This window comes from Acidovorax sp. Root275 (assembly GCF_001428965.1).
Classification (GTDB): domain Bacteria; phylum Pseudomonadota; class Gammaproteobacteria; order Burkholderiales; family Burkholderiaceae_C; genus Acidovorax; species Acidovorax radicis.
The window spans coordinates 445,115-470,545 of sequence record NZ_LMJH01000010.1 but is presented as its reverse complement, the minus strand read 5'-3'; the positions used below and the strand labels follow the sequence as shown (position 1 = coordinate 470,545).

The window sequence follows — 25,431 nt, the reverse complement described above, 5'->3', positions numbered from 1 at the left end:
GATACGTTTTTGATAGCTGCTAGCGCTTTATAGATAAGCGCTAGAGCCCAATTTGACTGGAATTTCTGCCATGTCGTCCATGACCCCCCAGGAAATCGTCTCCGAACTGGACCACCATATCGTGGGCCAGGCCAGCGCCAAGCGTGCCGTGGCCATTGCACTGCGCAACCGCTGGCGCCGCCAGCAGGTCGAAGGCAGCCTGCGCCAGGAGATCACGCCCAAGAACATCCTCATGATCGGCCCCACCGGTGTGGGCAAGACGGAGATTGCGCGCCGCTTGGCCAAACTGGCGGACGCGCCCTTCATCAAGGTCGAGGCCACTAAGTTCACCGAGGTGGGCTATGTGGGCAAGGATGTGGATTCCATCATCCGTGACCTGGCGGAGATGGCCGTGAAGCAGACCCGCGAGTCCGAGATGAAGAAAGTGCGTGCCCGTGCCGAAGATGCCGCAGAAGAGCGGATCCTCGACGTGCTGATTCCCCCGGCCCGGGCGGCGGCAGGCACCGAGCCCGCCGCCGACAACACGGCCCGGCAGGTGTTTCGCAAGAAGCTGCGCGAAGGGCTGCTGGCCGACAAGGAGATCGAGATCGACGTGGCCGAAGGCCGCCCGTCGCTGGAAATCATGGGGCCCCAGGGCATGGAAGAGATGACCGAGCAGCTGCGTGGCATGTTCAGCCAGATGGGGCAGGACAAACGCAAGACCCGCAAGCTCAAGATTGCCGAGGCCCTGAAGCTCCTCGCCGACGAGGAGGCCGGAAAACTCGTCAACGAGGAAGAGATCAAGGCCCGGGCCATCGCCAATGCCGAGCAGAACGGCATCGTCTTCATCGACGAGATCGACAAGGTGGCTGCGCGCCAGGAAACCAGCGGCGCCGATGTGTCCCGCCAGGGCGTGCAGCGCGACCTGCTGCCGCTGGTGGAGGGCACCACGGTGTCCACCAAATACGGCATGATCAAAACAGACCACATCCTGTTCATTGCTTCGGGGGCGTTCCACCTGTCCAAGCCCAGCGACCTGATCCCGGAACTCCAGGGGCGGTTCCCCATCCGGGTCGAGCTGGAATCCCTGTCCGTCAAGGACTTCGAGGCCATCCTCACGCAGACCCACGCATCACTGGTCAAGCAGTACCAGGCCCTGCTCGCCACCGAAGGCGTCACGCTCGAATTTGCTCCCGAGGGCATCACGCGCCTGGCGCACATCGCCTTTGAGGTGAACGAACGCACCGAAAACATTGGTGCGCGCCGCCTGTCCACCGTCATGGAGCGCTTGCTGGATGAGGTGAGTTTTGATGCGACCCGCCTATCGGGTCAGACCATCACCATTGACGCTGCCTATGTGGACGCCCGCCTGCAGACACTGAGCCAGGACGAGGATCTTTCGCGCTACATCCTGTGACCACTCGGTCAAGCCTTGAGAGGTCACTTTCATAGGCCTCTCTAAGTGCTTCTTTTTCAACGACTTTTGGCTTTCTGATGGCTGCAAAGTCGCGTCTAAGTTGTTGATTTCATTGCAAAAGTTTGTTGGACACCCCCTTGTTCGGTGTGCTTTTCCTGCTACAGTGCAAAAAAGTGCAATTAAGTGGTGAAAAGTGCCCTCAAGGTCCATTGCACGGACCCGCGAGGCAAAAAACCGAATTGGGAATCTGTCCGTGTTTCAAGGTGCCTCGTCGCTGAGTCTCGATGCGAAGGGTCGGCTGTCTGTGCCGACCCGGCATCGTGACGTCCTCGCGGCCACGGCATCCGGTCAGCTCACCATCACCAAGCACCCCCACGGTTGTCTTATGGTCTTCCCCCGCCCCGAGTGGGAGAAATTCCGTGAGCGTATCGCCCAGTTGCCCATGTCCGCCCAGTGGTGGAAGCGCATCTTTCTGGGCAATGCCATGGATGTGGACATGGACGCCACGGGCCGCGTGCTGGTTTCTCCCGAGCTGCGTGAAGCGGCCGGTATCTCCAGGGACACCATGCTTTTGGGCATGGGCAATCATTTCGAACTTTGGGACAAGGCCACCTACGACGAGCAGGAGGCCAAGGCCATGCAGGGCGATATGCCGGATGTCTTCAAGGACTTCTCCTTTTAAGGCGCACCGTGACATCTTCCTTGCAACACACCACCGTCCTGCTCAACGAGGCTGTGGACTCTCTCCTGGGCGGCGCAGGCCCTGAGCCTGCAGGCACCTGGGTCGATGCGACGTTTGGCCGTGGCGGGCACTCTCGTCTCATCCTGCTCAGGCTGGGGCCACAGGGGCGCCTTGTGGCCTTCGACAAGGACCCCGAAGCCATCGCCGAAGCAACGCGCATCACCGATGCGCGTTTTTCCATTCGGCACGAAGGTTTTCGCCATTTGGCCGATCTGCCTGCTGGCAGCGCCGCTGGCGTGTTGATGGACCTGGGGGTGAGCTCGCCCCAGATCGACAGCCCCGAGCGGGGCTTCAGTTTCCGTTTTGACGGCCCGCTGGACATGCGCATGGACACCACGCGCGGCGAAAGCGTGGCCGATTGGTTGGCCACGGCCGAAGTCGGTCAGATTGCGGAGGTGATACGTGACTACGGTGAAGAACGGTTTGCTGGCCCCATTGCAAAGGCGATTGTTGCTCGGCGCGAAGAACGGGGTCCTCTTTCAACCACCTCAGAACTGGCCGATCTCGTGGCTGGCACGGTCAAAACCCGCGAGCCGGGCCAGAACCCTGCAACGCGCACATTTCAAGCTCTTCGGATTTTCATCAACGCCGAGCTTGAAGAGCTGCAACAGGCGCTAGAGGCCAGCCTCTCGGTGCTGCAGCCGGGCGGGCGCCTAGTGGTGATCAGCTTTCATTCGCTGGAAGACCGCATCGTCAAGCAGTTCATCGCCAAACACTCCAAGGAGGTCTACGACCGCCGCGCGCCCTTTGCCGCCCCCCAGGCCATGAAACTGGTGGCGCTGGACCGCATCAAGCCCAGCGCCACCGAGGTGGCCGGCAACCCCCGCTCGCGCAGCGCGATCATGCGCGTGGCTGAGCGCACGGCGGTGGTCTGACATGACGCGGCTCAACGTGGTCCTGCTGCTGGCGGTACTGGCCAGCGCGATCTATCTGGTGCACACCCAGTACGAGTCGCGCCGCCTGTTCACCGAGCTGGACCGTGCCATTGCCGAGGCCCGCCGCCTGGAGACCGAGCACCAGCGCCTGCAGGTGGAAAAGCGCGCACAGGCCACGCCACTGCGGGTGGAGAAGATCGCCCGCGCTCAACTCAACATGCGCACGGCCACGCCGGCCATCACGCAGTATGTGTCTGACCCACAGGGGGTGGCGGCCGCAGCGGCTGCCAGCGGTGTTCCGCCCCGGTCCGAGGGGGCGCAGCCATGAGCCGCAGTGTGCTCTACACCTCCAGTCCGCTGCTGGCCAGCAAGACGCCCGTCTGGCGCAGCAAGTTCATCGTGGCCGTGATTGCGTTGGGCTTTCTGGGGCTTGCGGGGCGCGCCGCCTATGTGCAAGTGTTTGGCAACGCGTTTTTTCAGCGCCAGGGTGAAGTGCGTTTTGCGCGCACGCTGGAGCTGCCCGCAAACCGCGGCAAGATTGTGGACCGCAATGGGTTGATCCTCGCATCCAGCGTGCCGGCCTCCAGCATCTGGGCCATTCCGGAAGACGTGGACCAGGACAAGCCAGAAGTGCGCGCCAAGCTCAAGCAGCTGGCCAAGCTGCTCGACATGCCCCAGGCGGAGCTGCAGAAAAAGCTGGCCGATGAGGACAAGACCTTTGTCTGGATCAAGCGCCAGCTCGACTGGGATGTGGGCCAGCAGATTGCGGCCCTGGACATCAAGGGCATCTACCAGCGCAAGGAATACAAGCGCCAGTACCCCGAGGGCGAGGCGGCGGCGCACGTGGTGGGATTCACCAACGTGGAAGACCATGGCCAGGAGGGCATGGAGCTGGCCTTCGACAAGGATCTGGCAGGAAAGCCGGGCTCGCGCCGTGTGATCAAGGACCGCCTGGGCCGGGTGGTCGAAGGTGTGGGGGAAACCGTGCCACCCGTGGATGGCAAGGACATGCAGCTTTCCATCGACAGCAAGGTGCAGTTTTTTGCCTACCAGAAGCTGCGCGACCAGGTGGCTGCGCACAAGGCCAAGGCGGGCAGTGTGGTGGTGCTTGATGCGCACACGGGCGAGCTGTTGGCGCTGGCCAACTACCCGAGCTATGTGCCCGACAAACGCCAGAACCTGACCGGCGAACAACTGCGCAACCGCGCGTTGACCGACGTGTTCGAGCCCGGTTCCACCATGAAGCCGTTCACCATCGGCCTGGCGCTGGAGACGGGCCGCGTGCGCCCGGACACCATCGTGGACACGAACCCTGGCCGGATCAACATCACGGGCTCCACCATCTCCGACACCAGCAACCATGGGGTGCTGACGGTGGAAGGTGTGATCCAGAAATCCAGCAACGTGGGCACCACCAAGATCGCCATGCAGATGCCTGCGCGCGAGATGTGGGAAACCTTCTCGGCTGCGGGTTTTGGGCAGAAGCCGCAGCTGCATTTCCCCGGTGTGGTCACCGGCCGATTGCGCCCGTACAAGACCTGGCGCCCGGTGGAGCAGGCCACCATGTCCTACGGCTATGGCCTGTCGGCCAGCCTGTTCCAGATGGCGCGGTCGTACACGGTGTTTGCCAATGGCGGCCGGGTGATTCCGGCCACGATGCTCAAGACCGCGGAGCCCGCAGTGGGCGTGCCCGTGTTTTCGGAGCGCACGGCCGACCAGGTGCGCAAGATGCTGCAGATGGCCGCAGGCCCGGGCGGTACGGGCCAGAAGGCGCAGACGCTGGGCTACTCGGTGGGCGGCAAGTCCGGCACCGCGCGCAAGCAGGTGGGCAAAAGCTACGCCTCGGGTAAATACCGCGCATGGTTCACGGGCATGGCACCCATCGACAAGCCGCGCATCATCGTGGCCGTGATGATCGACGAGCCCAACAACGGGGTGTATTACGGTGGCGCGGTGGCTGCTCCGGTGTTCAGCGAAGTCGTGCAACAGACCTTGCGAATGATGGGCGTGCAGCCGGACATGGCGGTCAAGCCGCAAATTGTGGCCAAAGAGGTGGAGGAATCGCTATGACAACGGCATTGCCTTTGCTCGCCTCGGTGCGCGACGCCGTGACCTGGCTGCGCGAACGGGTGACCGGCACGCTGCAGACCGACAGCCGCCAGATTCGCCCCGGCGATGGTTTCATCGCCTGGCCGGGTGCTGCCACCGACGGCCGCGCGCACGTCGGCGATGCGTTTGCGCGGGGGGCTGTGGCTTGCCTGGTGGAGCACGAGGGCGCCGACGCGTTTGTGCTTGAAGGCTTGCCTGTGGCGGCGCTCCATGGCCTGAAAGCCGCCACCGGCCCCATTGCGGCCGACTGGTTCGAGCAACCCACGCAGCATCTGGATGTGTTGGCCGTGACGGGTACCAATGGCAAGACCAGCACGAGCTGGTGGCTGGCCGAGGCACTTAATGTGCTATCAGAAAATGAGCTTATTCCGCAAGGTGGATGTGCGCTGGTAGGCACTTTGGGGATGGGGGCACCGCCCGCACTCACCAGCACGGGCATGACCACGCCCGACCCGGTGCGGCTGCAGCGTGCGTTCCAGCAGTTCACCGATGCCGGCCGCACGGCCTGCGCCATTGAGGCCTCGTCCATTGGCTTGGCCGAGCACCGCATGGCGGGCACGCGCATCCGTGTCGCGTTGTTCACCAACTTCACGCAGGACCATCTGGACTACCACTCCGGCATGGCGGCCTACTGGCAGGCCAAGAGCATGCTCTTCGACTGGCCGGGCCTGCAGGCTGCCGTGGTCAACATCGACGATGCGCGCGGCGCAGAGTTGCATGCCACGCTGGCGGACCGGCCGCTGGACCTGTGGAGTGTTTCCATCACTGGTCCGGCCCGCCTGGCGGCGCGTGATATCAGCATGGGTGAGGGTGGGTTGCGTTTCACGGTGGCTGAAGGCGTGCACACGCATGTGCTGCAGACGCGCGTGATCGGGCAGTACAACGTGTCCAACCTGCTGGGTGTGCTGGCCGGGTTGCGTGCGCTGGGCGTGCCGCTCCAGCACGCGCTGTATGCCTGCGCCCAGCTCACACCCGTGCCGGGCCGCATGGAGCAGATCCACAGCCCTGGCCAACCCCTGGTGGCGGTGGACTACGCGCACACCCCCGACGCACTGGAGAAGGCGTTGCAGGCCCTGCGCCCGATCGCGCAGGAACGTGGCGGCGAGCTGTGGTGTGTGTTTGGCTGCGGTGGCGACCGCGATGCAGGCAAGCGCCCGCTGATGGGCGCTGTGGCGCAGCACCAGGCCGACCGTGTGGTGGTGACCAGCGACAACCCGCGCAGCGAAGACCCCGCGGCCATCCTGCACCAGATTTTGCAAGGCACCATCGCCAGCAGCGTGGTGCGCGCCGAACCCGACCGTGCCGCCGCCATTGCCTTGGTCGTGGCCGAGGCTGCGCCCGCCGATGTGGTGCTGATCGCAGGCAAGGGCCACGAAGACACCCAGGAGACGGCTGGTGTGCGCCTGCCGTTCTCCGACATGGCCCACGCGCAGGGCGCGTTGCAGGCCCGAGGAGCCCGCACATGACCGCCACCCCAGGTGTGATGATGACCTTGCAGCAAGCGTTTGCGCTGCTTGCCTCGCGCATTCCTTCGGCACGCTTGGTGGGGGATGGCGCCACGCCGCTGGTGCGTGTGCATACCGACACGCGGACGCTGCAGGCGGGGGATCTTTTTGTGGCGCTCAAGGGCGAGCGTTTTGACGCCAACGCTTTCCTGTCCGACGCCCGCTCCGGTGGCGCAGCCGCTGCCATCGCCCACGGTGGCCTTGAAGCCGCAGGCCTGCCGGGCATTGAGGTGCCAGACAGCCTCGCAGCGTTGGGCGCGCTGGCTGCGGGGTGGCGTGCGCAGTTGGGTCTTCCGTTGATCGGCGTGACCGGCAGCAATGGCAAGACCACGGTGACGCAGATGATCGCGTCCATCCTGCGCGCCTGGAAGGGCGAAGCTGCCTTTGCCACGCAGGGCAATTTCAACAACGACATCGGTGTGCCGCTGATGCTGCTGCGCCTGCGCGCCAGCCATGCCGCCGCCGTGATCGAAATGGGTATGAACCACCCGGGCGAGATCGCCCTGCTGGCTGCCATGGCGCAGCCCACGGTGGCGCTGGTCAACAACGCACAGCGCGAGCACCTGGAGTTCATGCACACGGTGGAAGCTGTGGCCCGCGAGAACGGCTCGGTGTTTGCCCGCCTTCCCGCCGACGGCGTGGCCGTGTTCCCAGTGGGCGATGCCTACACGGGCCTCTGGCGCTCGCTGGGAGCGGGGCGCCGCACCGTCACCTTTGGCGATGGCGGCGATGTGGCCTGCGCACAGGCTGCGTGGGGTCAGGGCGCCTGGGCGGTGACGCTGGCCACGCCACAAGGCGAAGTGGCCACCCACCTGCATATTGCAGGGCGCCACAACGTGACCAACGCACTGGCGGCTGCGGCCTGTACGCTGGCAGCGGGCGCGCCCCTGGCCGCCATTGCGCATGGGCTGAACGATTTTGTGCCGGTCAAGGGCCGCTCGCGTGCTTTCAGCGTGCACAGCGCTGGCCGGGAGATCACCGTGGTGGACGACACCTACAACGCCAACCCCGACTCCATGCGTGCCGCCATCGACGTGCTGGCCGAGCTGCCCGGCCCGCAACTGCTGGTGCTGGGCGACATGGGCGAGGTGGGTGATCAGGGCCCGCAGTTTCACGCCGAGGCGGGTGCCCATGCCCGTGCTGCGGGCATCCCCCTGCTGTTCGCGCTCGGCACGCAGTCGGTGCATGCCGCCACGGCCTACGGCGGTGCCCGGCATTTCAACGATATGAGCGCGCTGCTGACGGCCGTGCGCGATGCCCTGTCCACGGTGGGCAGTGTGCTGGTCAAAGGGTCTCGATTCATGAAGATGGAACAGGTTGTGGAGGCCATTTCCGCCACAGCGACCGCCGCAGCGCAGCCGCAAGAACAACAACAAAAGCAGAACCGGGCACTGGAGGGACACCATGGCGCAACACATTGAGACCGCTCGCGCGGCGACATCGCAGGTTGGGCAAGCCGGGGAGGCACCATGCTGCTGATGCTGTCGCAATGGCTGCAGGGCCTGTCGCCCGAGTTCGGCTTCTTCCGCGTGTTCCAGTACCTCACCTTCCGTGCGGTGATGGCGGCGATGACGGCGTTGCTCATTGGCCTGATCGCAGGCCCCAAGGTGATCCGCGTGCTCACCTCGCTCAAGATCGGACAGCCGATCCGTGGCTACGCCATGCAATCGCACCTGTCCAAGAGCGGCACGCCCACCATGGGCGGCGTGCTGATCCTGCTGTCGATTGCGATTTCGACGCTGCTGTGGTTTGACCTGTCCAACCGATTCGTGTGGATCGTGCTCATCGTCACGCTGGGCTTTGGTGCCATCGGCTGGGTGGACGACTGGCGCAAGGTGGTCAACAAGGACCCCGAGGGCATGCGTTCGCGCGAGAAGTATTTCTGGCAATCGGTCATCGGCCTGATTGCCGCGCTGTACCTGGTGTTCAGCATCTCTGAGAGCTCCAACGCCAAGGTGTGGGAGCTGTTCGTGGGCTGGGTGCAGTCGGGTTTCTCGCTGGACCTGCCGCCCAAGGCCGGGTTGCAATTACCGTTCTTCAAGGAAGTGAGCTACCCATTGGGCGTGCTGGGCTTCGTGATCCTCACCTACCTCGTCATCGTGGGCTCCAGCAACGCCGTGAACCTGACCGACGGGCTCGATGGCCTGGCGATCATGCCGGTGGTGATGGTGGGCTCGGCCCTGGGCGTGTTCGCCTATGTCACCGGCAGCTCGGTGTATTCCAAGTACCTGTTCTTCCCGCACATCCCCGGCTCGGGCGAGCTGCTGATCTTCTGCGCGGCCATGGCGGGCGCGGGCCTGGCCTTCCTGTGGTTCAACGCGCACCCCGCCCAGGTCTTCATGGGCGACGTGGGGGCGCTGGCGCTGGGCGCGGCCCTGGGCACCATCGCCATCATCGTGCGCCAGGAAATCGTGCTGGCCATCATGGGCGGCATCTTCGTGGTTGAAGCGCTGTCGGTGATGCTGCAGGTGACCTGGTTCAAGTTCACCAAGAAACGCTACGGCGAAGGCCGCCGTCTGCTCAAGATGGCGCCGCTGCACCACCACTTTGAAAAGAGCGGCTGGAAGGAAACGCAGGTGGTCGTGCGCTTCTGGATCATCACCATGCTGCTGTGCCTTGTCGGCCTGTCCACGCTGAAACTGCGATGAACCCGGACGATCCCCTCATCCCCGATGCGCCACCCGCTCCCCCGGTGGCAGAGCCTTCCGTTGCGGCGGCGGGTGGGGAGCCGCCTGCCGGGCAGCCGGATGTGGACATGCCACCAGCGCAATCGATGGAGGACGTGGCGCCTGACGAGACCGGCGTTGCCCTTCCCGATGCACAGTCCTTCTTCGAGCCCCAGGACGCCACGACCGACATGACGGAGCCTGCGGCCACAAGCGAGGGCACGGCGGTGGCACCCGGGCCCGCCACAGGCGCACGCGCTGGCAACGCGGCGGCGAATGCCTGGGACCCAGAAAAGCCCCCGGCCGTGTCTGCCGCCAAGGCCGCCGCTGACTTTGTGGCGCAGATTTTTGCCGAGGTGGCCGCGCCCGAAACTGCGTCGGCCCCGCTGCATGAAGCCGAAGAAGAAACCGCCGAGGCCGTAGCGACCGATGAAGCTGCCCAGCCCCTGGGCCGGCCCGGTGAAGACCTGCGTCCGATGCAGGGCCAGAACATCCTTATCCTGGGCCTGGGCGCCTCGGGCCTGGCCATGGCCCGCTGGTGTGTGCGTTGCGGTGCCGAGGTCACCGTGGCCGACACCCGCGCCGCGCCGCCACAGTTGCCCACGCTGCAGCAAGAGCTGCCCCAGGCGCGTTTTGTCGCGGGTGCCTTTGATGCCAGTCTGGTCGAAGGCAAAGACCTGCATGCGGTCTACCGCTCGCCGGGTTTGAGTCCCCAGGCAATTGCTCCTGTTTTGGTAGCTGCTAGCGCTTGTGGAATAAGCGCTGGAGGTGAACTGAGCTTGTATTCCATGGCGTTGGCCGCGCTGCGCGCTTCGCACGGCTACGCACCGGCCGTGCTGGCCATCACGGGCACCAATGGCAAGACCACGGTCACATCGCTCACCGGCCAGCTGGTGGAGCGTTCGGGCCAACGCGTGGCCGTGGCCGGCAACATCGGCCCCACGCTGCTTGATACCCTGGCGGGCCACATCGACGCTGGCACGCTGCCCGATGTATGGGTGCTGGAGCTGTCGAGCTTCCAGCTCGATGGCGTCACGGGCTTTGAACCCACGGCGGCCACCGTGCTCAACATCACGCAGGACCACCTGGACTGGCATGGCGACATGGCCGCCTACGCGGCGGCCAAGGCACGCATCTTTGGCCAGACGGGGCTCATGGTCCTGAACCGCGAAGATGCCGAGGTCATGCGCATGCTTCCACCTCCAGTGAAGGTCAAGCTGCAAAAGCCCCAGGTGCGCGAGCACCTGACGTTTGGTGCCGACATGCCCCAGCGCCCCGGGGACTTCGGTATCGAGGTCGTCAGTGGCATGCCCTGGCTGGTGCGTGCCATGGATGCGGATGAAACCCGCAAGCGCGGCCGCAATGAAGTGGCCGAGGACCTGCACATCCAGCGCCTGATGCCGGCCGATGCCCTGCGCATCCGGGGCCGCCACAACGCGGTGAACGCGCTGGCTGCACTGGCCCTGGCCTCGGCTGCAGGCTGCACCTTGGCCCCGCTGCTGTACGGCCTGCGCGAGTACCGGGGCGAGCCACACCGGGTGGAGCCCGTGGCCGTCATCCACGGGGTGGAATACTTTGACGACAGCAAGGGCACGAACGTGGGCGCCACGGTGGCGGCCCTCATCGGCCTGGGCGCAGAGCGCCGCATCGTGGTCATCCTGGGCGGCGATGGCAAGGGGCAGGACTTTTCGCCGCTCGCAGCGCCGGTGTCACGCTATGCACGTGCCGTGGTGCTCATCGGGCGCGATGCGCCGCAGATCCGCGCCGCGTTGCAGGACTGCGGCGTGGCACTGCTGGATGCCGAGACACTGCCCCAGGCGGTGGAGCTGGCCTCGCAGCGTGCCCATGCGGGCGATGCGGTGCTGATGTCGCCCGCCTGCGCCAGCTTTGACATGTTCACGGGCTACGAGCACCGCGCCCAGGTGTTCTGCGACACCGTGCGCGCCTTGGCCGACGACGCCGGGCAGTCCGTGGAAGGTATGGCATGACGGCCGACGTGCGCAATTCCACGTTGCTGCAGCGGGTGACCGGCTGGTTTGGAGGCCTGCCTGGCAAGGCTGCGGATGTATTGCCCGTGCGCGTTGGCGGCACGGAGTACCGCCAGTCGTCCAGCACGCCGGCCAGTGTGCTGGGCTTCGACCAGGCCTTGCTGTGGGTGGTGGTCGCGCTGCTGGCCTGGGGTCTGGTGATGGTGTATTCGGCCTCCATCGCCATGCCGGACAACCCGCGTTTTGCCAATTACGCGTCGACCCATTTCCTGACCCGCCACATGATGTACCTCGTGGTGGGTTTTGTCGTGGCGCTGCTGGCCTTCCAGGTGCCCATGGCGCTGTGGGAGCGCATGGCGCCCTGGCTTTTCGTGGTGGCGCTGCTGCTGTTGATTGCGGTGCTGATCCCCGGTGTGGGCAAGGTCGTCAACGGCGCGCGGCGCTGGCTGTCGATCGGGCCCATCGGTTTCCAGCCGTCCGAGGTGGCCAAGTTCGCGGTGCTCATCTATGCGGCCGACTACATGGTGCGCAAGATGGAGGTGAAGGAGCGCTTTTTCCGCGCCGTGCTGCCCATGGGCGCCGCCGTGGCCATCGTGGGCGTGCTGCTGCTGGCCGAACCCGACATGGGTGCCTTCATGGTGGTGGCCGTGATCGCCATGGGCATCCTTTTTCTGGGGGGTGTCAACGCCCGGATGTTCTTCCTGATCGCAGGGGTTCTGGTGGCAGCTTTCGGCGTCATGATCGCCAGCTCGCCCTGGCGCCGTGAACGGGTGTTTGCCTACCTCGACCCCTTCAGCGAGGAGCACGCCCTGGGCAAGGGCTACCAGCTTTCCCACTCGCTGATCGCCATCGGGCGTGGCGAGATCTTTGGCGTAGGCCTGGGTGGCAGTGTGGAAAAGCTGCACTGGCTGCCCGAAGCCCACACCGACTTTCTGCTCGCCGTGATCGGCGAGGAGTTCGGCCTGGTGGGCGTGGTCATCCTCATCGTGCTCTTCCTGTGGATGACGCGCCGCATCATGCACATCGGCCGCCAGGCCATCGCGCTGGACCGCGTATTCGCGGGGCTGGTGGCGCAGGGCGTGGCGATCTGGATCGGCTTTCAGGCCTTCATCAACATGGGCGTGAACCTGGGCGCGTTGCCGACCAAGGGGCTCACGCTCCCGCTGATGAGTTTTGGGGGATCCGCGATCCTGATGAATCTGGTGGCGCTCGCGGTGGTGCTGCGGGTGGACTATGAAAACAAACTCCTCATGCGCGGAGGCCGCGTATGAGGAGGTTGTTTCACCAAAACAAGGTGTGCATTGCGCAAGCAATGCCAGGCGCGAAGCGCCTGATGCGTGGAGGTGGCGTATGACCCAAAAGACCGCGCTCATCATGGCGGGCGGTACGGGCGGCCATATCTTCCCGGGCCTGGCTGTGGCCGAGGAACTGCGCGCGAGCGGCTGGCGCGTGCACTGGCTGGGCACGCCGGGCAGCATGGAGTCGCGCATCGTGCCCACACACGGCTTTGCGCTGGAGCTGATCGATTTTTCGGGCGTGCGCGGCAAGGGCCTCGTCACGCTGGCCCTGCTGCCGCTGCGCCTGTTGCGTGCCTTCTGGCAGGCGCTGGCCGTGGTGCGGCGTGTGAAACCCGACGTGGTGGTGGGCCTGGGCGGCTACATCACCTTCCCGGGCGGGATGATGGCTGTGCTGGCGGGCAAACCGCTCGTGCTGCACGAGCAGAACTCGGTGGCTGGCATGGCCAACAAGGTGCTGGCCGGTGTGGCAGACCGGGTTTTCACCGCTTTTCCCAACGTGTTCAAAAAGGGGCAGTGGGTGGGCAACCCGCTGCGCACCGCTTTCACCAGCAAGCCCGCACCGGCCGAACGCTTTGCACAACGCACCGGTCCACTGCGCCTGTTGGTGGTGGGCGGCAGCCTGGGGGCGCGGGCATTGAACGAGATCGTGCCGCAGGCCGTCGCGCTGATGCCTGCCGACCAGCGCCCTGTGGTCATCCACCAAAGCGGTGCGACGCAGATCGACGCACTGCGCGCCAACTACGCCGCGGCCGGCGTCGAGGCGGAATGCACGCCCTTCATCGACGACACCGCGAGTGCCTTTGCCGATGCCGACATCGTCGTTTGCCGCGCGGGCGCAAGCACCGTGACCGAGATCGCTGCCGTGGGCGCGGCGGCGGTTTTCGTGCCGTTCCCTTCGGCGGTGGACGACCACCAGACCACCAATGCGCAGTTTCTTGTGAACGCGGGCGGTGGCTGGCTGGTGCAGCAGCGCGACCTCACGCCCGAGGGTTTGGCTCAAATGCTATTGAATACAGAGCGCTCTATCCTTATGGATAAAGCGCTGAAGGCCAAAAACATGCAAAAAATCAGCGCCACCCGCGAAGTGGTGACTGCCTGCGAGGAGTTGGCATGAAACACGCCATCCGCCACATCCATTTCGTCGGCCTGGGCGGCGCCGGCATGAGCGGCATCGCCGAGGTGCTGTTCAACCTGGGCTACCGCATCTCCGGTTCCGACCTGGCCGACAGCGCCACGCTGCGCCGCCTGCAGGGCCTGGGCATCAAGACCTGCCTGGGCCACGCGGCGGCACACATCGACGGCGCCGACGCGGTGGTTACCTCCACCGCCGTGACGCCCGACAACCCCGAGGTGCTGGCTGCGCGCGAGAAGAAGATCCCCGTGGTGCCTCGCGCGCTCATGCTGGCTGAATTGATGCGCTTGAAGCAGGGCATCGCCATTGCCGGCACGCATGGCAAGACCACCACCACCAGCCTCGTGACCAGCGTGCTGGCCGAGGCGGGGCTGGACCCGACGTTTGTGATCGGGGGCAAGCTCAACAGCGCGGGCGCCAATGCCAAGCTGGGCAGCGGCGACTACATCGTGGTCGAGGCCGACGAGTCCGACGCGTCGTTCCTGAACCTGCTGCCCGTGATGGCGGTGGTGACCAACATCGATGCCGACCACATGGAGACCTATGGGCACGACTTCAGCCGGCTCAAGGGCGCATTCGTCGATTTCCTGCACCGCATGCCGTTCTACGGCACGGCGGTGTTGTGCGTGGACAGCCCGGCCGTGCGCGACATCCTGCAAAGCGTGACCTGCCCGATCACGAGCTACGGCTTCTCCGAAGACGCCCAGGTGCGCGCCATCGATGTGCGTGCCGAAGCCGGTCAGATGCGATTCACCGTGCAGCGGCGCAACGGCGTCACGCTGCCCGACATGGAAATCGTGCTCAACCTCGCGGGCGAGCACAACGTGCTCAACGCGCTGTCGGCCATTGCCGTGGCGGTGGAGCTCAACATCCCCGACGAGGCCGTGCAGCGTGCGCTGGCCGGCTTCAAGGGCGTGGGCCGGCGCTTCCAGCATTACGGTGATCTGCCCGCGAAGGACGGCGGCACGTTCACTGTCATTGATGACTACGGCCACCACCCGGTGGAGATGGCCGCCACGCTGGCGGCTGCGCGCGGCGCCTTCCCGGGCCGCCGCCTGGTGCTGGCCTTCCAGCCGCACCGCTACAGCCGCACGCGCGATTGCTTCGAGGATTTCGTGAAGGTCATTGGCAACGCCGACGCCGTGCTGCTGACCGAGGTGTATGCCGCCGGCGAAGCACCCGTGGTCGCCGCCGATGGCCGCTCGCTGGCCCGCGCACTGCGTGTGGCGGGCCGTGTGGAGCCGGTGTTCGTCGACAACGTGGCCGATCTGCCGCAAGCCATTGCCGACAACGCGCGCAACGGCGATGTGGTGATGTGCATGGGCGCAGGCTCCATTGGTGCAGTACCCGGCAAGGTGGTGGAGATGCTACAAAATAGTGAGCTAAAAGCGCTTGAAGGGAGCGCGCTATGACCATTTTTGATTCAAATATGGATGTGAAGTCACTCGGCAAAGTCGCCGTGTTGATGGGTGGCGACTCGGCCGAGCGTGAGGTCTCCCTCATGTCCGGCAGTGGCGTGCTGCAGGCCCTGCGTTCGCGGGGTGTGGACGCGCATGCGTTCGACCCTGCGCAGAACGCGCTGGGCGATCTCAAGCGCGATGGATATGCGCGCTGCTTCATTGCACTGCATGGCCGCCATGGTGAAGACGGCACAGTGCAAGGCGCGCTGGAGCTGCTGGGCATTCCCTACACCGGCCCGGGCGTCATGGCCTCGGCCATCGCCATGGACAAGGTCATGACCAAGCGGGTGTGGCTGGCCGAGGGCTTGCCCACGCCACGCTATGTGTGGCTGGCGCCCGACCGCCAGCAGCGCGAGGTGGTGCGCACCGTGCCCGATGAGCTGGGTTTGCCACTGATCGTGAAGCCGCCCCGCGAGGGCTCGTCCATTGGCGTGACCAAGGTGCGTGGCTATTCGGACATGCAGGAGGCCGTGGCGCTCTCGGCGAAGTACGACCCCGACGTGCTCTGCGAAGAGTTCATCGACGGCGAGGAAGTGACCTGCCCGGTGCTGGGCCAGGGGGCAGACGCCCGCGCGCTGCCGGTGATCCGCATCGTGGCGCCCGATGGGGCCTACGACTACCAGAACAAGTACTTCACCGACGACGTGAAGTACCAGTGCCCGAGCGGCCTGCCCGAGGCCGAGGAACGCGAGATCCAGCGCATCGTGCTGGAGGCCTATCGCACGCTGGGTTGCCGGGGTTGGGGCCGTGCAGATCTGATGATCCGCGCCAGCGACCGCAAACCCTTCCTGCTGGAGATGAACACGTCCCCTGGCATGACCGGTCATTCGCTGGTACCCATGTCGGCACGGGCCTCGGGCATCAGCTATGAGGAACTGTGCCTGCGCATCCTGGCGGATGCAGCGTTGGACACTGCCCCAAGGCCGAAGGACGCCTGATGACCAACAGCCTGCCAACACCCCTGGACGTCAAGCTCATGAACCTGACCGCATCGGTCTTGTTCGTGGGCTGCGCCATGGCTGTGCTGGCGGCGGGTGCGTGGTGGGTGTTGCGCTACCCCGGCTTTGCCATCGCACGCATCGTGGTGCAGGGCGAGCTGGTGCACAACAACGCGGTGACCTTGCGGGCCAATGTGGCGCCGCACCTTGCCGGAAACTTTTTTACGGTGGACCTGCGGGCGGCCCGCAATGCCTTCGAGCAGGTGCCTTGGGTGCGCCGCGCCGACGTGCGGCGGGAGTACCCCGGCAGCCTGCGCGTGGAGCTGCAGGAGCATGACGCCGTGGCGTACTGGGGGCCCGAGAGCGGCTCGGCCCTGGTCAATCGCCAGGGCGAGGTGTTTGAGGCCAACGTGGGCGACGTGGAGCAGGACGGCTTGCCGCGCCTGCTGGGCCCTGTGGGCAGTTCGCCCGAGGTGCTGCTGATGCATGGGCTGCTGCAGCCGGTGTTCAAGCCGCTGGGCCTGGAAGTGGAGACGCTGGAGCTGACCGGGCGGGGCGGCTGGAGGGCCACGCTCGACAGCGACGCGGTGGTGGAACTGGGGGGCGGTACGCCGCAGGAGGTGGTGCAGCGCACGCAACGCTTCACGCGCACCCTGACGCAGGTGGCGGCGCAGTACGGGCGCCGCGTGGATGCCCTCGAGTCCGCCGATCTGCGGCATGCGGGGGGCTATGCGTTGCGCATGCGCGGTGTGAGCACCGTGGTTCCCGATGCCGCAGCGGCCGCTGGCGCCGTGCGCAGGAGGTGATGGCATGGATCAGCGGTGCATGGCGCAACAAGCAGGTCGGTTCGTGAATGAGGCCGTGGGGCGGCGGGACAGAACAGAGAAGGGCAGAGACTGATATGGCAAGAGAATACAAAGACGTTGTGGTGGGGCTGGACATCGGCACCGCCAAGGTCATGGCCGTGGTGGCTGAGGTTCTGCCCAATGGCGAGCTCAAGCTCGCAGGTCTGGGCGTGGCCCCGAGCAACGGCTTGAAGCGTGGTGTGGTGGTCAACATCGACGCCACGGTGCAGAGCATCCAGCAGGCCCTCAAGGAGGCCGAGCTGATGGCCGACTGCAAGATCCAGCGCGTGTACACCGGTATCACTGGCAGCCACATTCGCGGCCTCAACTCCAGCGGCATGGTGGCCGTGAAGGACAAGGAAGTCACCTCGGCCGACGTGGCGCGTGTGGTGGAGACGGCCAAGGCCATCAACATCTCCAGCGACCAGCGCCTGCTGCTGGTGGAGCCGCAGGAATTCGTGATCGACGGGCAGGATGTGAAGGAGCCCATCGGCATGAGCGGCATCCGCCTGGAGGCCAAGATCCACATCGTGACCGGCGCGCAGAGTGCGGCCGAAAACATCATCAAGTGTGTGCGCCGCTGTGGCCTGGAGGTCGAGCAGCTCATGCTCAACCCCCTGGCCAGCAGCCAGGCCGTGCTGACGGATGACGAGCGCGAGCTGGGCGTGGTGGTGGTGGACATCGGTGCGGGCACCACGGACGTGGCGATCTTCACGGGCGGTGCGATCCGCCACACAGCGGTGATTCCGATTGCGGGCGACCTCATCACCAGCGACATCGCCATGGCATTGCGCACTCCCACGAAGGACGCAGAAGACATCAAGGTCGAGAGTGGCTACGCCAAGCAACTGCTGGCCGACCCCGAGAGCCAGGTCGAAGTGCCCGGCCTGGGCGACCGCAGCCCGCGCATGCTGAGCAAGCAGGCACTGGCGGGTGTGATCGAGCCGCGGGTGGAGGAGATCTTCTCGCTCGTGCAGCAGGTCATCCGCGAGTCGGGCTACGAAGAAGTGCTGTCCTCGGGCATCGTGCTTACGGGCGGCAGTTCGGTGATGCCGGGAATGATCGAACTGGGTGAGGACATCTTCCTCAAGCCCGTGCGGCGCGGCATTCCCAAGTATTCCAGTGCCCTGTCCGACATGGTGGCCCAGCCCCGAGCAGCCACTGTCATGGGCCTGCTCGAAGAAGCTCGCCTGGCACGGCTGCGCGGCTTCAAGGTGGCGCAAAAGAGCGGCTCCATGAAGACCGCGTTCGGGCGTTTCAAAGATTTCATCGTGGGGAATTTCTGACCATGAAATACCTAGGAATGAGCGCCGCCGGGCCGCCCCAAGGCGCGCAAGCCCCCATGGGGGGCAGCGCAGCACACGCAGTGGCAAGCGTGGGGGCCTTGTGGCTGGCGCGAGGGAGTCCCCACCAAACGCCGCGCGAGCGATGGCGATGTACAGGACCGCCGCGCTCTTCCCTACCAGGTACCCCAATCCCCATTTGGCAATTGCATACGAATCTAGAAACAGGAGCTCCAACATGACCATCGAAATGATCGAAGCCGAAGAATTCAACCAGGGCACCCAGATCAAGGTGATCGGCGTGGGCGGCGGTGGCAGCAACGCCGTCGAGCACATGATCGCCCGCAGCGTGCAGGGCGTGGAGTTTGTCAGCGCCAACACCGACGCGCAGGCACTGACGCGCAGCTCGGCCCACCGTGTCATCCAGCTGGGTGGCAGCGGCCTGGGTGCGGGCGGCAAGCCAGAAAAGGCGCGCGATGCGGCCGAAGCTGCGGTGGACGACATCCGTGACGCCATCCAGGGCGCGCACATGCTGTTCATTACGGCCGGCATGGGCGGCGGCACCGGGACCGGGGCTGCTCCGGTGATCGCGCGCGTGGCCAAGGAAATGGGCATCCTGACGGTGGGGGTGGTCACCAAGCCTTTCGATTGGGAAGGCGGCCGTCGCATGAAGAACGCCGACGATGGCCTGGCCGAGCTGGAAGCCAACGTGGACTCGCTGATCGTGGTGCTCAACGAGAAGCTGCTAGACGTGCTGGGCGACGACATCACCCAGGACGAAGCCTTTGCGCATGCCAACGACGTGCTCAAGAACGCCGTGGGTGGCATTGCTGAAATCATCAACGAATACGGCCAGGTGAACGTCGACTTCGAAGACGTGCGCACCGTGATGGGTGAGCCTGGCAAGGCCATGATGGGCACGGCCACCGCCAGCGGCCCCGACCGCGCGCGCATCGCTGCGGAGCAGGCCATTGCCTGTCCACTGCTGGAAGGCATCGACCTGTCGGGCGCCAAGGGTGTGCTGGTGCTGGTCACGGCCAGCAAGGGCAGCCTCAAGCTGTCCGAGTCGCGCCAGGCCATGAACACCATCAACGCCTATGCCTCGACCGATGCACACGTCATCTTCGGCGCGGCCTACGACGAAACCCTGGGCGACGAGATCCGCGTGACCGTGGTGGCCACGGGGTTGTCGCGTGTCAACGCACGCCGCCAGCCTATCTCGGTGGTGCAGGGTGGCTTGCGCACGGGCACGGACAACATGGCCTATCAAATGCCCGTGGCTGGTGTCGGCACCCTGGGTGGTGCGGTGGGTGTGCAAGGAGGCCACGCTGGCAGCGCACAGGCCGACTACGGCAGCATGTCGGTGCCCAGCGTTTGGCGCACCAACCGCACGCAGGCGGCAGCCCGTGTGGACGCACTGTCGTCGGGTGGTATGGATGACCTGGAGATCCCGGCCTTCCTGCGCAAGCAAGCCGACTGATCGGAGGTCTCCGGTGGCCCACAGGGTGACTGTGGGACCCCAAGAATGAAAGAGGCCCTGCCAGCGTGAGCTGGCAGGGCCTCTTTTTTGTGGGCAGTGTGGGCTCTTGTGCTGGTTCAGGCCCTTGAGGCCCTCAGCACCCCTGGTTTAGAAGGACTCCCAATCGTCGTTGTTGTCTGCGGCGGGCTTGGGGCTGCTGGCCTTGGGGGGCAGCGCTGCTGCTGGTGCCTTGGCGGCTGGAGCGGGTGGGCGGGGGACCGCAGCCTTGGCCAGTGCGGGGCGTGGTGCCGCGGCGCGTACGGGGGCCGGTGCCGGACGGGGTGTCGCCGAAGGCACGGGCCGGCTTGCCGGCATGGGGGCAGGTGCCGAGGCATTGCTGCCATTCACCCGGAACAACGCGACCACCTGGGTGAGTTTCATGGCCTGCTCGCGCAGGCTGTCTGCGGCGGCGGTGGATTGTTCCACCAGGGCCGAGTTCTGCTGCGTCATCTGGTCGAGCTGGTTCATGGTGGTGTTGACCTGCGCAATCCCCTGGCTTTGCTCAGAGGTGGCGGAGCGGATCTCTCCAATGATGTCGGTCACGCGCTGAACGCTGTCCACGATCTCGGTCATGGTGGCGCCCGCATTGCCCACCAGTTGCGTGCCCGATGCCACTTTTTCGACCGATGCGCCAATCAGGGTCTTGATCTCCTTGGCGGCTTCTGCACTGCGTTGGGCCAGGCTGCGCACCTCGCTGGCCACCACGGCAAAGCCCCGGCCCTGCTCGCCCGCACGGGCGGCTTCCACTGCGGCATTCAAGGCCAGGATGTTGGTCTGAAAGGCAATGCCATCGATGACACCGATGATGTCGCTGATCTTGTTGCTGCTGGCGTTGATGTCCTGCATGGTGGCCACCACCCGCGACACCACCTCGCCCCCGCGTGCCGCGACGGCAGCGGCCGACGTTGCCATCTGGTTGGCGGTCTGTGCGGATTCCGAGGTCTGCTTGACGGTGCTGGTCAGCTCTTCCATGCTGCTCGCGGTGCTCTGCAGGTTGCTGGCCGTGTCTTCGGTGCGGTGGGCGAGGTCATTGTTGCCCTGGGCAATCTCGCTGGACGCGGTGGCGATGCTGTCGGTGGCGGAGCGTACGTCGGTGACCAGCTTGCGCAGCGAGGTGACCATGTGGGCCAGGCCGTCGAGCATCGAGCCCGGGTGGGCCGTGGGGATCGGGGTATCGAGGTTGCCCTGGGCCACTTCCGACATGATGGCGATGGCGTCGGTGGGCTCTCCCCCGATCTGGCGCAATACCGACCGCGACACCATCATGCCAATGGCGCCGACGACCAGAAACACGACCACCACCATGGCCAGGCTCGACAGCAGGGCCTGGCGCAGCAGCACATCCACGTCGTCGGTGTAAAGGCCTGAGCCAACCATCCAGTTCCAGCCGTCCACCCGGATGATGTACTGCAGCTTGGGCTGGGGTGTCGTTTGACCTGGGCGGGCAAACATTGTGGGGACAAAGGCCTTGCCGTCCTTGCTGTTGCGGATGCCGTTCACGAGCAGGCCAATGATGTCCACCCCCGAACCATCCTTGACCTTGCCCAGCATGTCCTGCCCGTCCCACTCGGTCTTGAAGGGGTGCATCACCCCGACGCCCTCGGTGGTCCAGATGTAGAAGTACTCGGTTTTTCCGTCGGCACCGCCATAGCGGGCAATGCGCAGGGCGTCCTTGGCGGCCTTTTGTGCTTCTTCCTGAGGCATGGCGCCGCTGGCGGCCTTGGCCTGGTAGGCGGCGACGATGCTGTGGGCGGACTGGACGGCCGTGGTCAACAACTCCTTGCGCGACTCGCTGATCAGCCGTCGTTCCTGCAGCAAGGACATGATGGCCATGATCAGCAGCGCAGCCAGTGCGGTGCCGATCATGAGCATGATTTTCATTTTGAAGCTGAGCTTGCTCATGGGAGTCTCCTGTGGGGCGTTTGCGGTGTGTTCATGTTGTGTCTTTTAAGGCCCGCCGACCCCAAATTGTGCGGCGAACCCTGGGGCATGTGCTGTAGGTGAAAACGCGGCGGTGGTTCCGGGGGCGGTGTTGGTGAGGCTGGCAAGACCTCAGCGTGTGCGGGGCGGGGCGCCAGAAACTAAAATGCCGAGATGCTCCAGCAACGCACCCTCAAGACACTGACCCGGGCCGTAGGCGTCGGGCTGCACAGCGGCCAGCGGGTCGAGTTGACCCTGCGGCCCGCGCAGCCGGACACGGGTATCGTGTTCCGGCGGGTTGACCTGCCCCAGCCGGTGGACATCCCGATCCGGGCTGAAGCGGTGACGGACACGCGGCTGGCGTCCACCATCGCGGTGGGCAATGCCAAGGTACACACGGTGGAGCACCTGATGTCGGCCTGTGCGGGCCTGGGCATCGACAATCTCTATGTGGACATCACTGCGGAAGAGGTGCCCATCCTTGACGGGTCTTCGGCTTCCTTCGTTTTCCTGCTGCAGAGCGCGGGGGTCGAATTGCAGAACGCGCCCAAGCGCTTCATCCGCGTCACCCGGCCTGTGGAAGTGCGCGAGGGCGAGGGCGCCAACGCCAAGTGGGCGCGCCTCACCCCCTACCACGGCTACAAGCTCAGCTTCGAGATTGACTTTGACCACCCTGCGGTGGATTCCACCGGCCAGCGTGTGGAGTTTGACCTGGGGGCGGGCAACTACAGCCGCGACATTGCCCGCGCACGCACCTTTGGCTTCACCCGCGATGTTGAAATGATGCGCTCCAACGGCCTGGCGCTGGGCGGGGGCTTGGACAACGCCATCGTGATGGACGACTACAAGGTGCTCAACAGCGACGGTCTGCGCTACGACGACGAGTTCGTGAAGCACAAGATCCTGGACGCCATGGGCGATTTGTACCTGATTGGGAAACCGCTGCTGGCTGCGTACAGCGCGTTCCGTTCGGGCCATGCCATGAACAACCTGCTGCTGCGTGAGCTGCTGGCCCAGCGCGATGCCTGGGAAGTGGTCACCTTCGAGGACGAGCGCCAGGCTCCAAGCGGCTTTGTGCAGCCCGCGCGCGCCTGGTAGCGATGAAGCACTCCCTGAGTCGCTTCGCGCCTTCCCCCTCTCTCGTTGCGGGAGGGGAACAACGCCGTCGCTGCGAGGCGCCTCTTGCTGGGCATTCCTGGCCCATGCCGCGTCAGTTTTCAAGGCGCGGGGGATTCGTGAAATGCTGATCTTCCGCTGGCTGGCCATGCTGCTGCTTCTGGCGGCTGCCGTGTCGTTTGCGTTTTATGCGGGCACCGGCCAGGCGCGCTACAAGCGCCTGGGGCTCGTCATCCTCAAATGGACGGTGATCGCAGCCGTCTTCTTCTTTGCGGTGATCCTCATCGGCCGTTTGGCCTGACTGTACGGCCGAAGTGCGGCTGGGGCCTCTTTTTCTTCTGGCCTATACTCGCGCCTGCTCCGGGGTGTGCGTAAGCGCTGAGATGCGAGGCGGCTGAAGAAATTCGGCAGGCCTCGCGAACCCGACGAACTTGATCCGGTTCATACCGGCGGAAGAAGAGCCGACCTCCTTGTCTCCGTGCCCGCAGTCCCTGCTGGCACGCCATGCCTCAGGTGCTGCCGCACCCGAGGGGCGCACAGGTCCATTCCGGAGCAGCACCTACCGCCACCGGAACCAGGAGACCTGCCCATGAACGCCCCCGACCCCCACGCCAAGCTGGCCACCCCCGAGAAGTTCGCCGAGTTGCTCGCAAGCACGCGCGAACCCTTTCCTGCATCGCGCAAGGCCTACCTGCCCGGCCACCTGCACACCGGTCTGCGCGTGCCCGTGCGCGACATCGCGCTGACCAATGGCGAACTGGTCAGCGTGTACGACACCTCCGGCCCGTATACCGACCCCGAGGCTGCGATCGATGTGCGCAAGGGCCTGTCCAGCGTGCGAGGTGGCTGGATCACCAGCCGTGGTGATGTGGAGCACTACGAAGGCCGCGCGCCTGTGGCGCTGGACGACGGCCAAAGGAGCGAAGACGCCACCCGCCTGGCCCAGCTTCGCGCCGAGGCCGCCGCGCTGCAGCGCAAGCCTCTGCGGGCCAAAAGTGGTGCCAATGTGACGCAGATGCACTACGCCCGCAAAGGCATCATCACCCCCGAGATGGAATACGTGGCCATTCGCGAAAACGGCAAGCGCGAGTGGATGGAGCAGTACATGGCCGACGCTGGCCGTGAGCAGCGCCTGATGGGCAACCCCATGGGCGCCAGCATCCCGCGCATCATCACGCCCGAATTCGTGCGCGACGAAGTGGCCCGGGGCCGCGCCATCATCCCCGCCAACATCAACCACCCCGAGGTGGAGCCGATGGCGATTGGCCGCAACTTCCTGGTCAAGATCAACGCCAACATCGGCAACTCGGCCGTCACGTCCAGCATCGAAGAAGAAGTGGAAAAGCTCGTCTGGGCGATCCGCTGGGGCGCCGACAATGTGATGGATCTCTCTACCGGCAAGAACATCCACACCACGCGCGACTGGATCGTGCGCAACAGCCCGGTGCCCATCGGCACCGTGCCGATCTACCAGGCGCTGGAGAAGGTGGGTGGCGTGGCCGAAGACCTGACCTGGGAAATCTTCCGCGACACGCTCATCGAGCAGGCCGAGCAGGGTGTGGACTACTTCACCATCCACGCGGGTGTGCGCCTGGCCTACATCCACCTCACGGCCAACCGCCGCACGGGCATCGTCTCGCGCGGGGGCTCCATCATGGCCAAGTGGTGCATGACGCACCACCGAGAGAGCTTCCTGTACGAGCACTTCGAGGACATCTGCGACATCATGAAGGCATACGACGTGTCGTTCAGCCTGGGTGATGGCCTGCGCCCCGGCTGCGCTTCAGACGCCAACGACGAAGCCCAGTTTGCCGAGCTGCACACGCTGGGCGAGCTCACGCAGGTCGCCTGGAAACACGACGTGCAGACCATGATCGAAGGCCCCGGTCATGTGCCCATGCACATGATCCAGGCCAACATGACCGAGCAGCTCAAGACCTGCCACGAAGCGCCGTTCTACACCCTGGGCCCGCTGACCATCGACATCGCACCGGGCTACGACCACATTGCGTCCGCCATCGGCGCGGCCATGATCGGCTGGATGGGCACGGCCATGCTGTGCTACGTGACGCCCAAGGAGCACCTGGGCCTGCCCGACCGCGACGACGTGAAGCAAGGGATCATTGCCTACAAGATCGCCGCCCACGCTGCCGATGTGGCCAAGGGACACCCGGGCGCCCGCTCGCGCGACGACGCGCTGAGCCAGGCGCGCTTCGACTTCCGCTGGCAAGACCAGTTCAACCTGGGCCTGGACCCGGAGACCGCCAAGGAATACCACGACGAAACCCTGCCCAAGGACTCGGCCAAGGTGGCGCATTTCTGCTCGATGTGTGGACCGAAGTTCTGCTCGATGAAGATCACGCAGGAAGTGCGCGACTTTGCTGCGCAAAAAGGCATGGCGGAGGCGGATGCCCTGGCCCAGGGCATGGAGACCAAGGCGGTGGAATTCCAGCGCCTGGGCGGGCAGCTCTACATTCCTGTAACACCGGCTGCATAAGCCCGCCTACTACCCCCGGGGATTCCCTGCACCAGGGCCCGGGGCCGTGCTTACCCTGTGCGGCAGACGACAGCGCTCGCTCTATAGTCCCGCCCACCCCCGGTTCAGAAGATCGGGAGAATGGTGTGTGGCACTAAATTTG

General features: G+C 65.2%; 20 protein-coding genes and 1 riboswitch. Of the genes, 19 read left to right on the top strand and 1 reads right to left on the bottom strand.

Annotated elements, in window-relative coordinates:
• Positions 1 to 70: 70 nt before the first annotated feature.
• The 16 genes from hslU to ftsZ all read left to right on the top strand — a co-directional run bounded on the left by hslU (position 71) and on the right by ftsZ (position 19,717).
• Positions 71 to 1,396, top strand: a complete 1,326-nt coding sequence (gene hslU, locus ASE52_RS21495; RefSeq protein ID WP_010462361.1) for an ATP-dependent protease ATPase subunit HslU — start codon at positions 71 to 73, stop codon at positions 1,394 to 1,396.
• A gap of 253 nt (positions 1,397 to 1,649) precedes the next feature.
• On the top strand, positions 1,650 to 2,078 hold the full coding sequence (gene mraZ, locus ASE52_RS21490; RefSeq protein ID WP_010462359.1) for a division/cell wall cluster transcriptional repressor MraZ: 429 nt from the start codon (positions 1,650 to 1,652) through the stop codon (positions 2,076 to 2,078).
• 8 nt (positions 2,079 to 2,086) lie between these two features.
• Entirely contained in the window at positions 2,087 to 3,013 is a 927-nt protein-coding gene (rsmH, locus tag ASE52_RS21485; protein WP_010462357.1) for a 16S rRNA (cytosine(1402)-N(4))-methyltransferase RsmH, read from the top strand.
• 1 nt (position 3,014) lies between these two features.
• On the top strand, positions 3,015 to 3,341 hold the full coding sequence (gene ftsL / locus ASE52_RS21480; RefSeq protein ID WP_057229089.1) for a cell division protein FtsL: 327 nt from the start codon (positions 3,015 to 3,017) through the stop codon (positions 3,339 to 3,341).
• Entirely contained in the window at positions 3,338 to 5,083 is a 1,746-nt protein-coding gene (locus ASE52_RS21475; RefSeq protein WP_010462353.1) for a penicillin-binding protein 2, read from the top strand. The genes ftsL and ASE52_RS21475 overlap by 4 nt, the downstream gene beginning before the upstream one ends.
• Positions 5,080 to 6,588 (top strand): UDP-N-acetylmuramoyl-L-alanyl-D-glutamate--2,6-diaminopimelate ligase, encoded by a 1,509-nt coding sequence (locus ASE52_RS21470; protein ID WP_057229087.1) that lies wholly within the window; start codon positions 5,080 to 5,082, stop codon positions 6,586 to 6,588. The genes ASE52_RS21475 and ASE52_RS21470 overlap by 4 nt, the downstream gene beginning before the upstream one ends.
• Positions 6,585 to 8,048: a UDP-N-acetylmuramoyl-tripeptide--D-alanyl-D-alanine ligase gene (gene murF / locus ASE52_RS21465; protein WP_057229085.1), complete on the top strand. Its 1,464-nt coding sequence runs from the start codon at positions 6,585 to 6,587 to the stop codon at positions 8,046 to 8,048. Before ASE52_RS21470 ends, murF begins: the two co-directional genes overlap by 4 nt.
• Before the next feature lie 48 nt (positions 8,049 to 8,096).
• Positions 8,097 to 9,275, top strand: a complete 1,179-nt coding sequence (gene mraY, locus ASE52_RS21460; protein WP_010462345.1) for a phospho-N-acetylmuramoyl-pentapeptide-transferase — start codon at positions 8,097 to 8,099, stop codon at positions 9,273 to 9,275.
• Positions 9,272 to 11,281, top strand: coding sequence for a UDP-N-acetylmuramoyl-L-alanine--D-glutamate ligase (gene murD, locus ASE52_RS21455; protein WP_241777072.1), 2,010 nt, complete (start codon positions 9,272 to 9,274; stop codon positions 11,279 to 11,281). The genes mraY and murD overlap by 4 nt, the downstream gene beginning before the upstream one ends.
• Complete coding sequence (gene ftsW / locus ASE52_RS21450; RefSeq protein ID WP_010462341.1) at positions 11,278 to 12,552, top strand: putative lipid II flippase FtsW; 1,275 nt, start codon at positions 11,278 to 11,280, stop codon at positions 12,550 to 12,552. The genes murD and ftsW overlap by 4 nt, the downstream gene beginning before the upstream one ends.
• A gap of 79 nt (positions 12,553 to 12,631) precedes the next feature.
• On the top strand, positions 12,632 to 13,693 hold the full coding sequence (gene murG, locus ASE52_RS21445; RefSeq protein WP_057229082.1) for an undecaprenyldiphospho-muramoylpentapeptide beta-N-acetylglucosaminyltransferase: 1,062 nt from the start codon (positions 12,632 to 12,634) through the stop codon (positions 13,691 to 13,693).
• A complete protein-coding gene (gene murC, locus ASE52_RS21440; protein WP_057229080.1) occupies positions 13,690 to 15,123 on the top strand; it encodes a UDP-N-acetylmuramate--L-alanine ligase in 1,434 nt (477 codons plus the stop codon). Before murG ends, murC begins: the two co-directional genes overlap by 4 nt.
• The gene (locus ASE52_RS21435) at positions 15,120 to 16,109 is read left to right on the top strand and encodes a D-alanine--D-alanine ligase (RefSeq protein ID WP_198928143.1); all 990 of its coding nucleotides are present in this window, start codon (positions 15,120 to 15,122) and stop codon (positions 16,107 to 16,109) included. Before murC ends, ASE52_RS21435 begins: the two co-directional genes overlap by 4 nt.
• Positions 16,109 to 16,915 carry a cell division protein FtsQ/DivIB gene (locus ASE52_RS21430; protein ID WP_057229078.1) on the top strand — a complete coding sequence of 269 codons (807 nt, stop codon included), beginning with the start codon at positions 16,109 to 16,111 and terminating at the stop codon, positions 16,913 to 16,915. Before ASE52_RS21435 ends, ASE52_RS21430 begins: the two co-directional genes overlap by 1 nt.
• Positions 16,916 to 17,010: 95 nt before the next feature.
• Positions 17,011 to 18,240 (top strand): cell division protein FtsA, encoded by a 1,230-nt coding sequence (gene ftsA, locus ASE52_RS21425; RefSeq protein ID WP_010462329.1) that lies wholly within the window; start codon positions 17,011 to 17,013, stop codon positions 18,238 to 18,240.
• A 235-nt stretch (positions 18,241 to 18,475) separates the two neighbouring features.
• Positions 18,476 to 19,717: a cell division protein FtsZ gene (gene ftsZ, locus ASE52_RS21420; RefSeq protein ID WP_010462327.1), complete on the top strand. Its 1,242-nt coding sequence runs from the start codon at positions 18,476 to 18,478 to the stop codon at positions 19,715 to 19,717.
• A gap of 147 nt (positions 19,718 to 19,864) precedes the next feature.
• Here ftsZ and ASE52_RS21415 read toward each other — a convergent pair whose 3' ends face one another.
• A complete protein-coding gene (locus ASE52_RS21415) occupies positions 19,865 to 21,658 on the bottom strand; it encodes a methyl-accepting chemotaxis protein (protein WP_057229076.1) in 1,794 nt (597 codons plus the stop codon).
• A 192-nt stretch (positions 21,659 to 21,850) separates the two neighbouring features.
• Between ASE52_RS21415 and lpxC the strand changes: the two genes are divergently transcribed.
• The 3 genes from lpxC to thiC all read left to right on the top strand — a co-directional run bounded on the left by lpxC (position 21,851) and on the right by thiC (position 25,289).
• Entirely contained in the window at positions 21,851 to 22,774 is a 924-nt protein-coding gene (gene lpxC / locus ASE52_RS21410) for a UDP-3-O-acyl-N-acetylglucosamine deacetylase (RefSeq protein WP_010462323.1), read from the top strand.
• 142 nt (positions 22,775 to 22,916) lie between these two features.
• A complete protein-coding gene (locus ASE52_RS26075; protein ID WP_010462321.1) occupies positions 22,917 to 23,093 on the top strand; it encodes a hypothetical protein in 177 nt (58 codons plus the stop codon).
• Positions 23,094 to 23,143: 50 nt separating this feature from the next.
• Positions 23,144 to 23,267, top strand: a riboswitch (TPP riboswitch).
• A gap of 141 nt (positions 23,268 to 23,408) precedes the next feature.
• Positions 23,409 to 25,289: a phosphomethylpyrimidine synthase ThiC gene (gene thiC, locus ASE52_RS21405; RefSeq protein ID WP_140426325.1), complete on the top strand. Its 1,881-nt coding sequence runs from the start codon at positions 23,409 to 23,411 to the stop codon at positions 25,287 to 25,289.
• Positions 25,290 to 25,431: the final 142 nt, after the last annotated feature.

Bases quoted from the DNA above. Each gene is read 5' to 3' on its own strand.
- ftsW (WP_010462341.1), top strand. From the start codon at position 11,278: ATGACGGCCGACGTGCGCAATTCCACGTTGCTGCAGCGGGTGACCGGC.
- ftsL (WP_057229089.1), top strand. From the start codon at position 3,015: ATGACGCGGCTCAACGTGGTCCTGCTGCTGGCGGTACTGGCCAGCGCG.
- ASE52_RS21470 (WP_057229087.1), top strand. From the start codon at position 5,080: ATGACAACGGCATTGCCTTTGCTCGCCTCGGTGCGCGACGCCGTGACC.
- ASE52_RS21415 (WP_057229076.1), bottom strand. From the start codon at position 21,658: ATGAGCAAGCTCAGCTTCAAAATGAAAATCATGCTCATGATCGGCACC.
- lpxC (WP_010462323.1), top strand. From the start codon at position 21,851: ATGCTCCAGCAACGCACCCTCAAGACACTGACCCGGGCCGTAGGCGTC.
- ASE52_RS26075 (WP_010462321.1), top strand. From the start codon at position 22,917: ATGCTGATCTTCCGCTGGCTGGCCATGCTGCTGCTTCTGGCGGCTGCC.
- murF (WP_057229085.1), top strand. From the start codon at position 6,585: ATGACCGCCACCCCAGGTGTGATGATGACCTTGCAGCAAGCGTTTGCG.
- murD (WP_241777072.1), top strand. From the start codon at position 9,272: ATGAACCCGGACGATCCCCTCATCCCCGATGCGCCACCCGCTCCCCCG.
- ftsA (WP_010462329.1), top strand. From the start codon at position 17,011: ATGGCAAGAGAATACAAAGACGTTGTGGTGGGGCTGGACATCGGCACC.
- ASE52_RS21475 (WP_010462353.1), top strand. From the start codon at position 3,338: ATGAGCCGCAGTGTGCTCTACACCTCCAGTCCGCTGCTGGCCAGCAAG.
- ASE52_RS21435 (WP_198928143.1), top strand. From the start codon at position 15,120: ATGACCATTTTTGATTCAAATATGGATGTGAAGTCACTCGGCAAAGTC.
- murC (WP_057229080.1), top strand. From the start codon at position 13,690: ATGAAACACGCCATCCGCCACATCCATTTCGTCGGCCTGGGCGGCGCC.
- ftsZ (WP_010462327.1), top strand. From the start codon at position 18,476: ATGACCATCGAAATGATCGAAGCCGAAGAATTCAACCAGGGCACCCAG.
- murG (WP_057229082.1), top strand. From the start codon at position 12,632: ATGACCCAAAAGACCGCGCTCATCATGGCGGGCGGTACGGGCGGCCAT.
- ASE52_RS21430 (WP_057229078.1), top strand. From the start codon at position 16,109: ATGACCAACAGCCTGCCAACACCCCTGGACGTCAAGCTCATGAACCTG.
- hslU (WP_010462361.1), top strand. From the start codon at position 71: ATGTCGTCCATGACCCCCCAGGAAATCGTCTCCGAACTGGACCACCAT.
- mraY (WP_010462345.1), top strand. From the start codon at position 8,097: ATGCTGCTGATGCTGTCGCAATGGCTGCAGGGCCTGTCGCCCGAGTTC.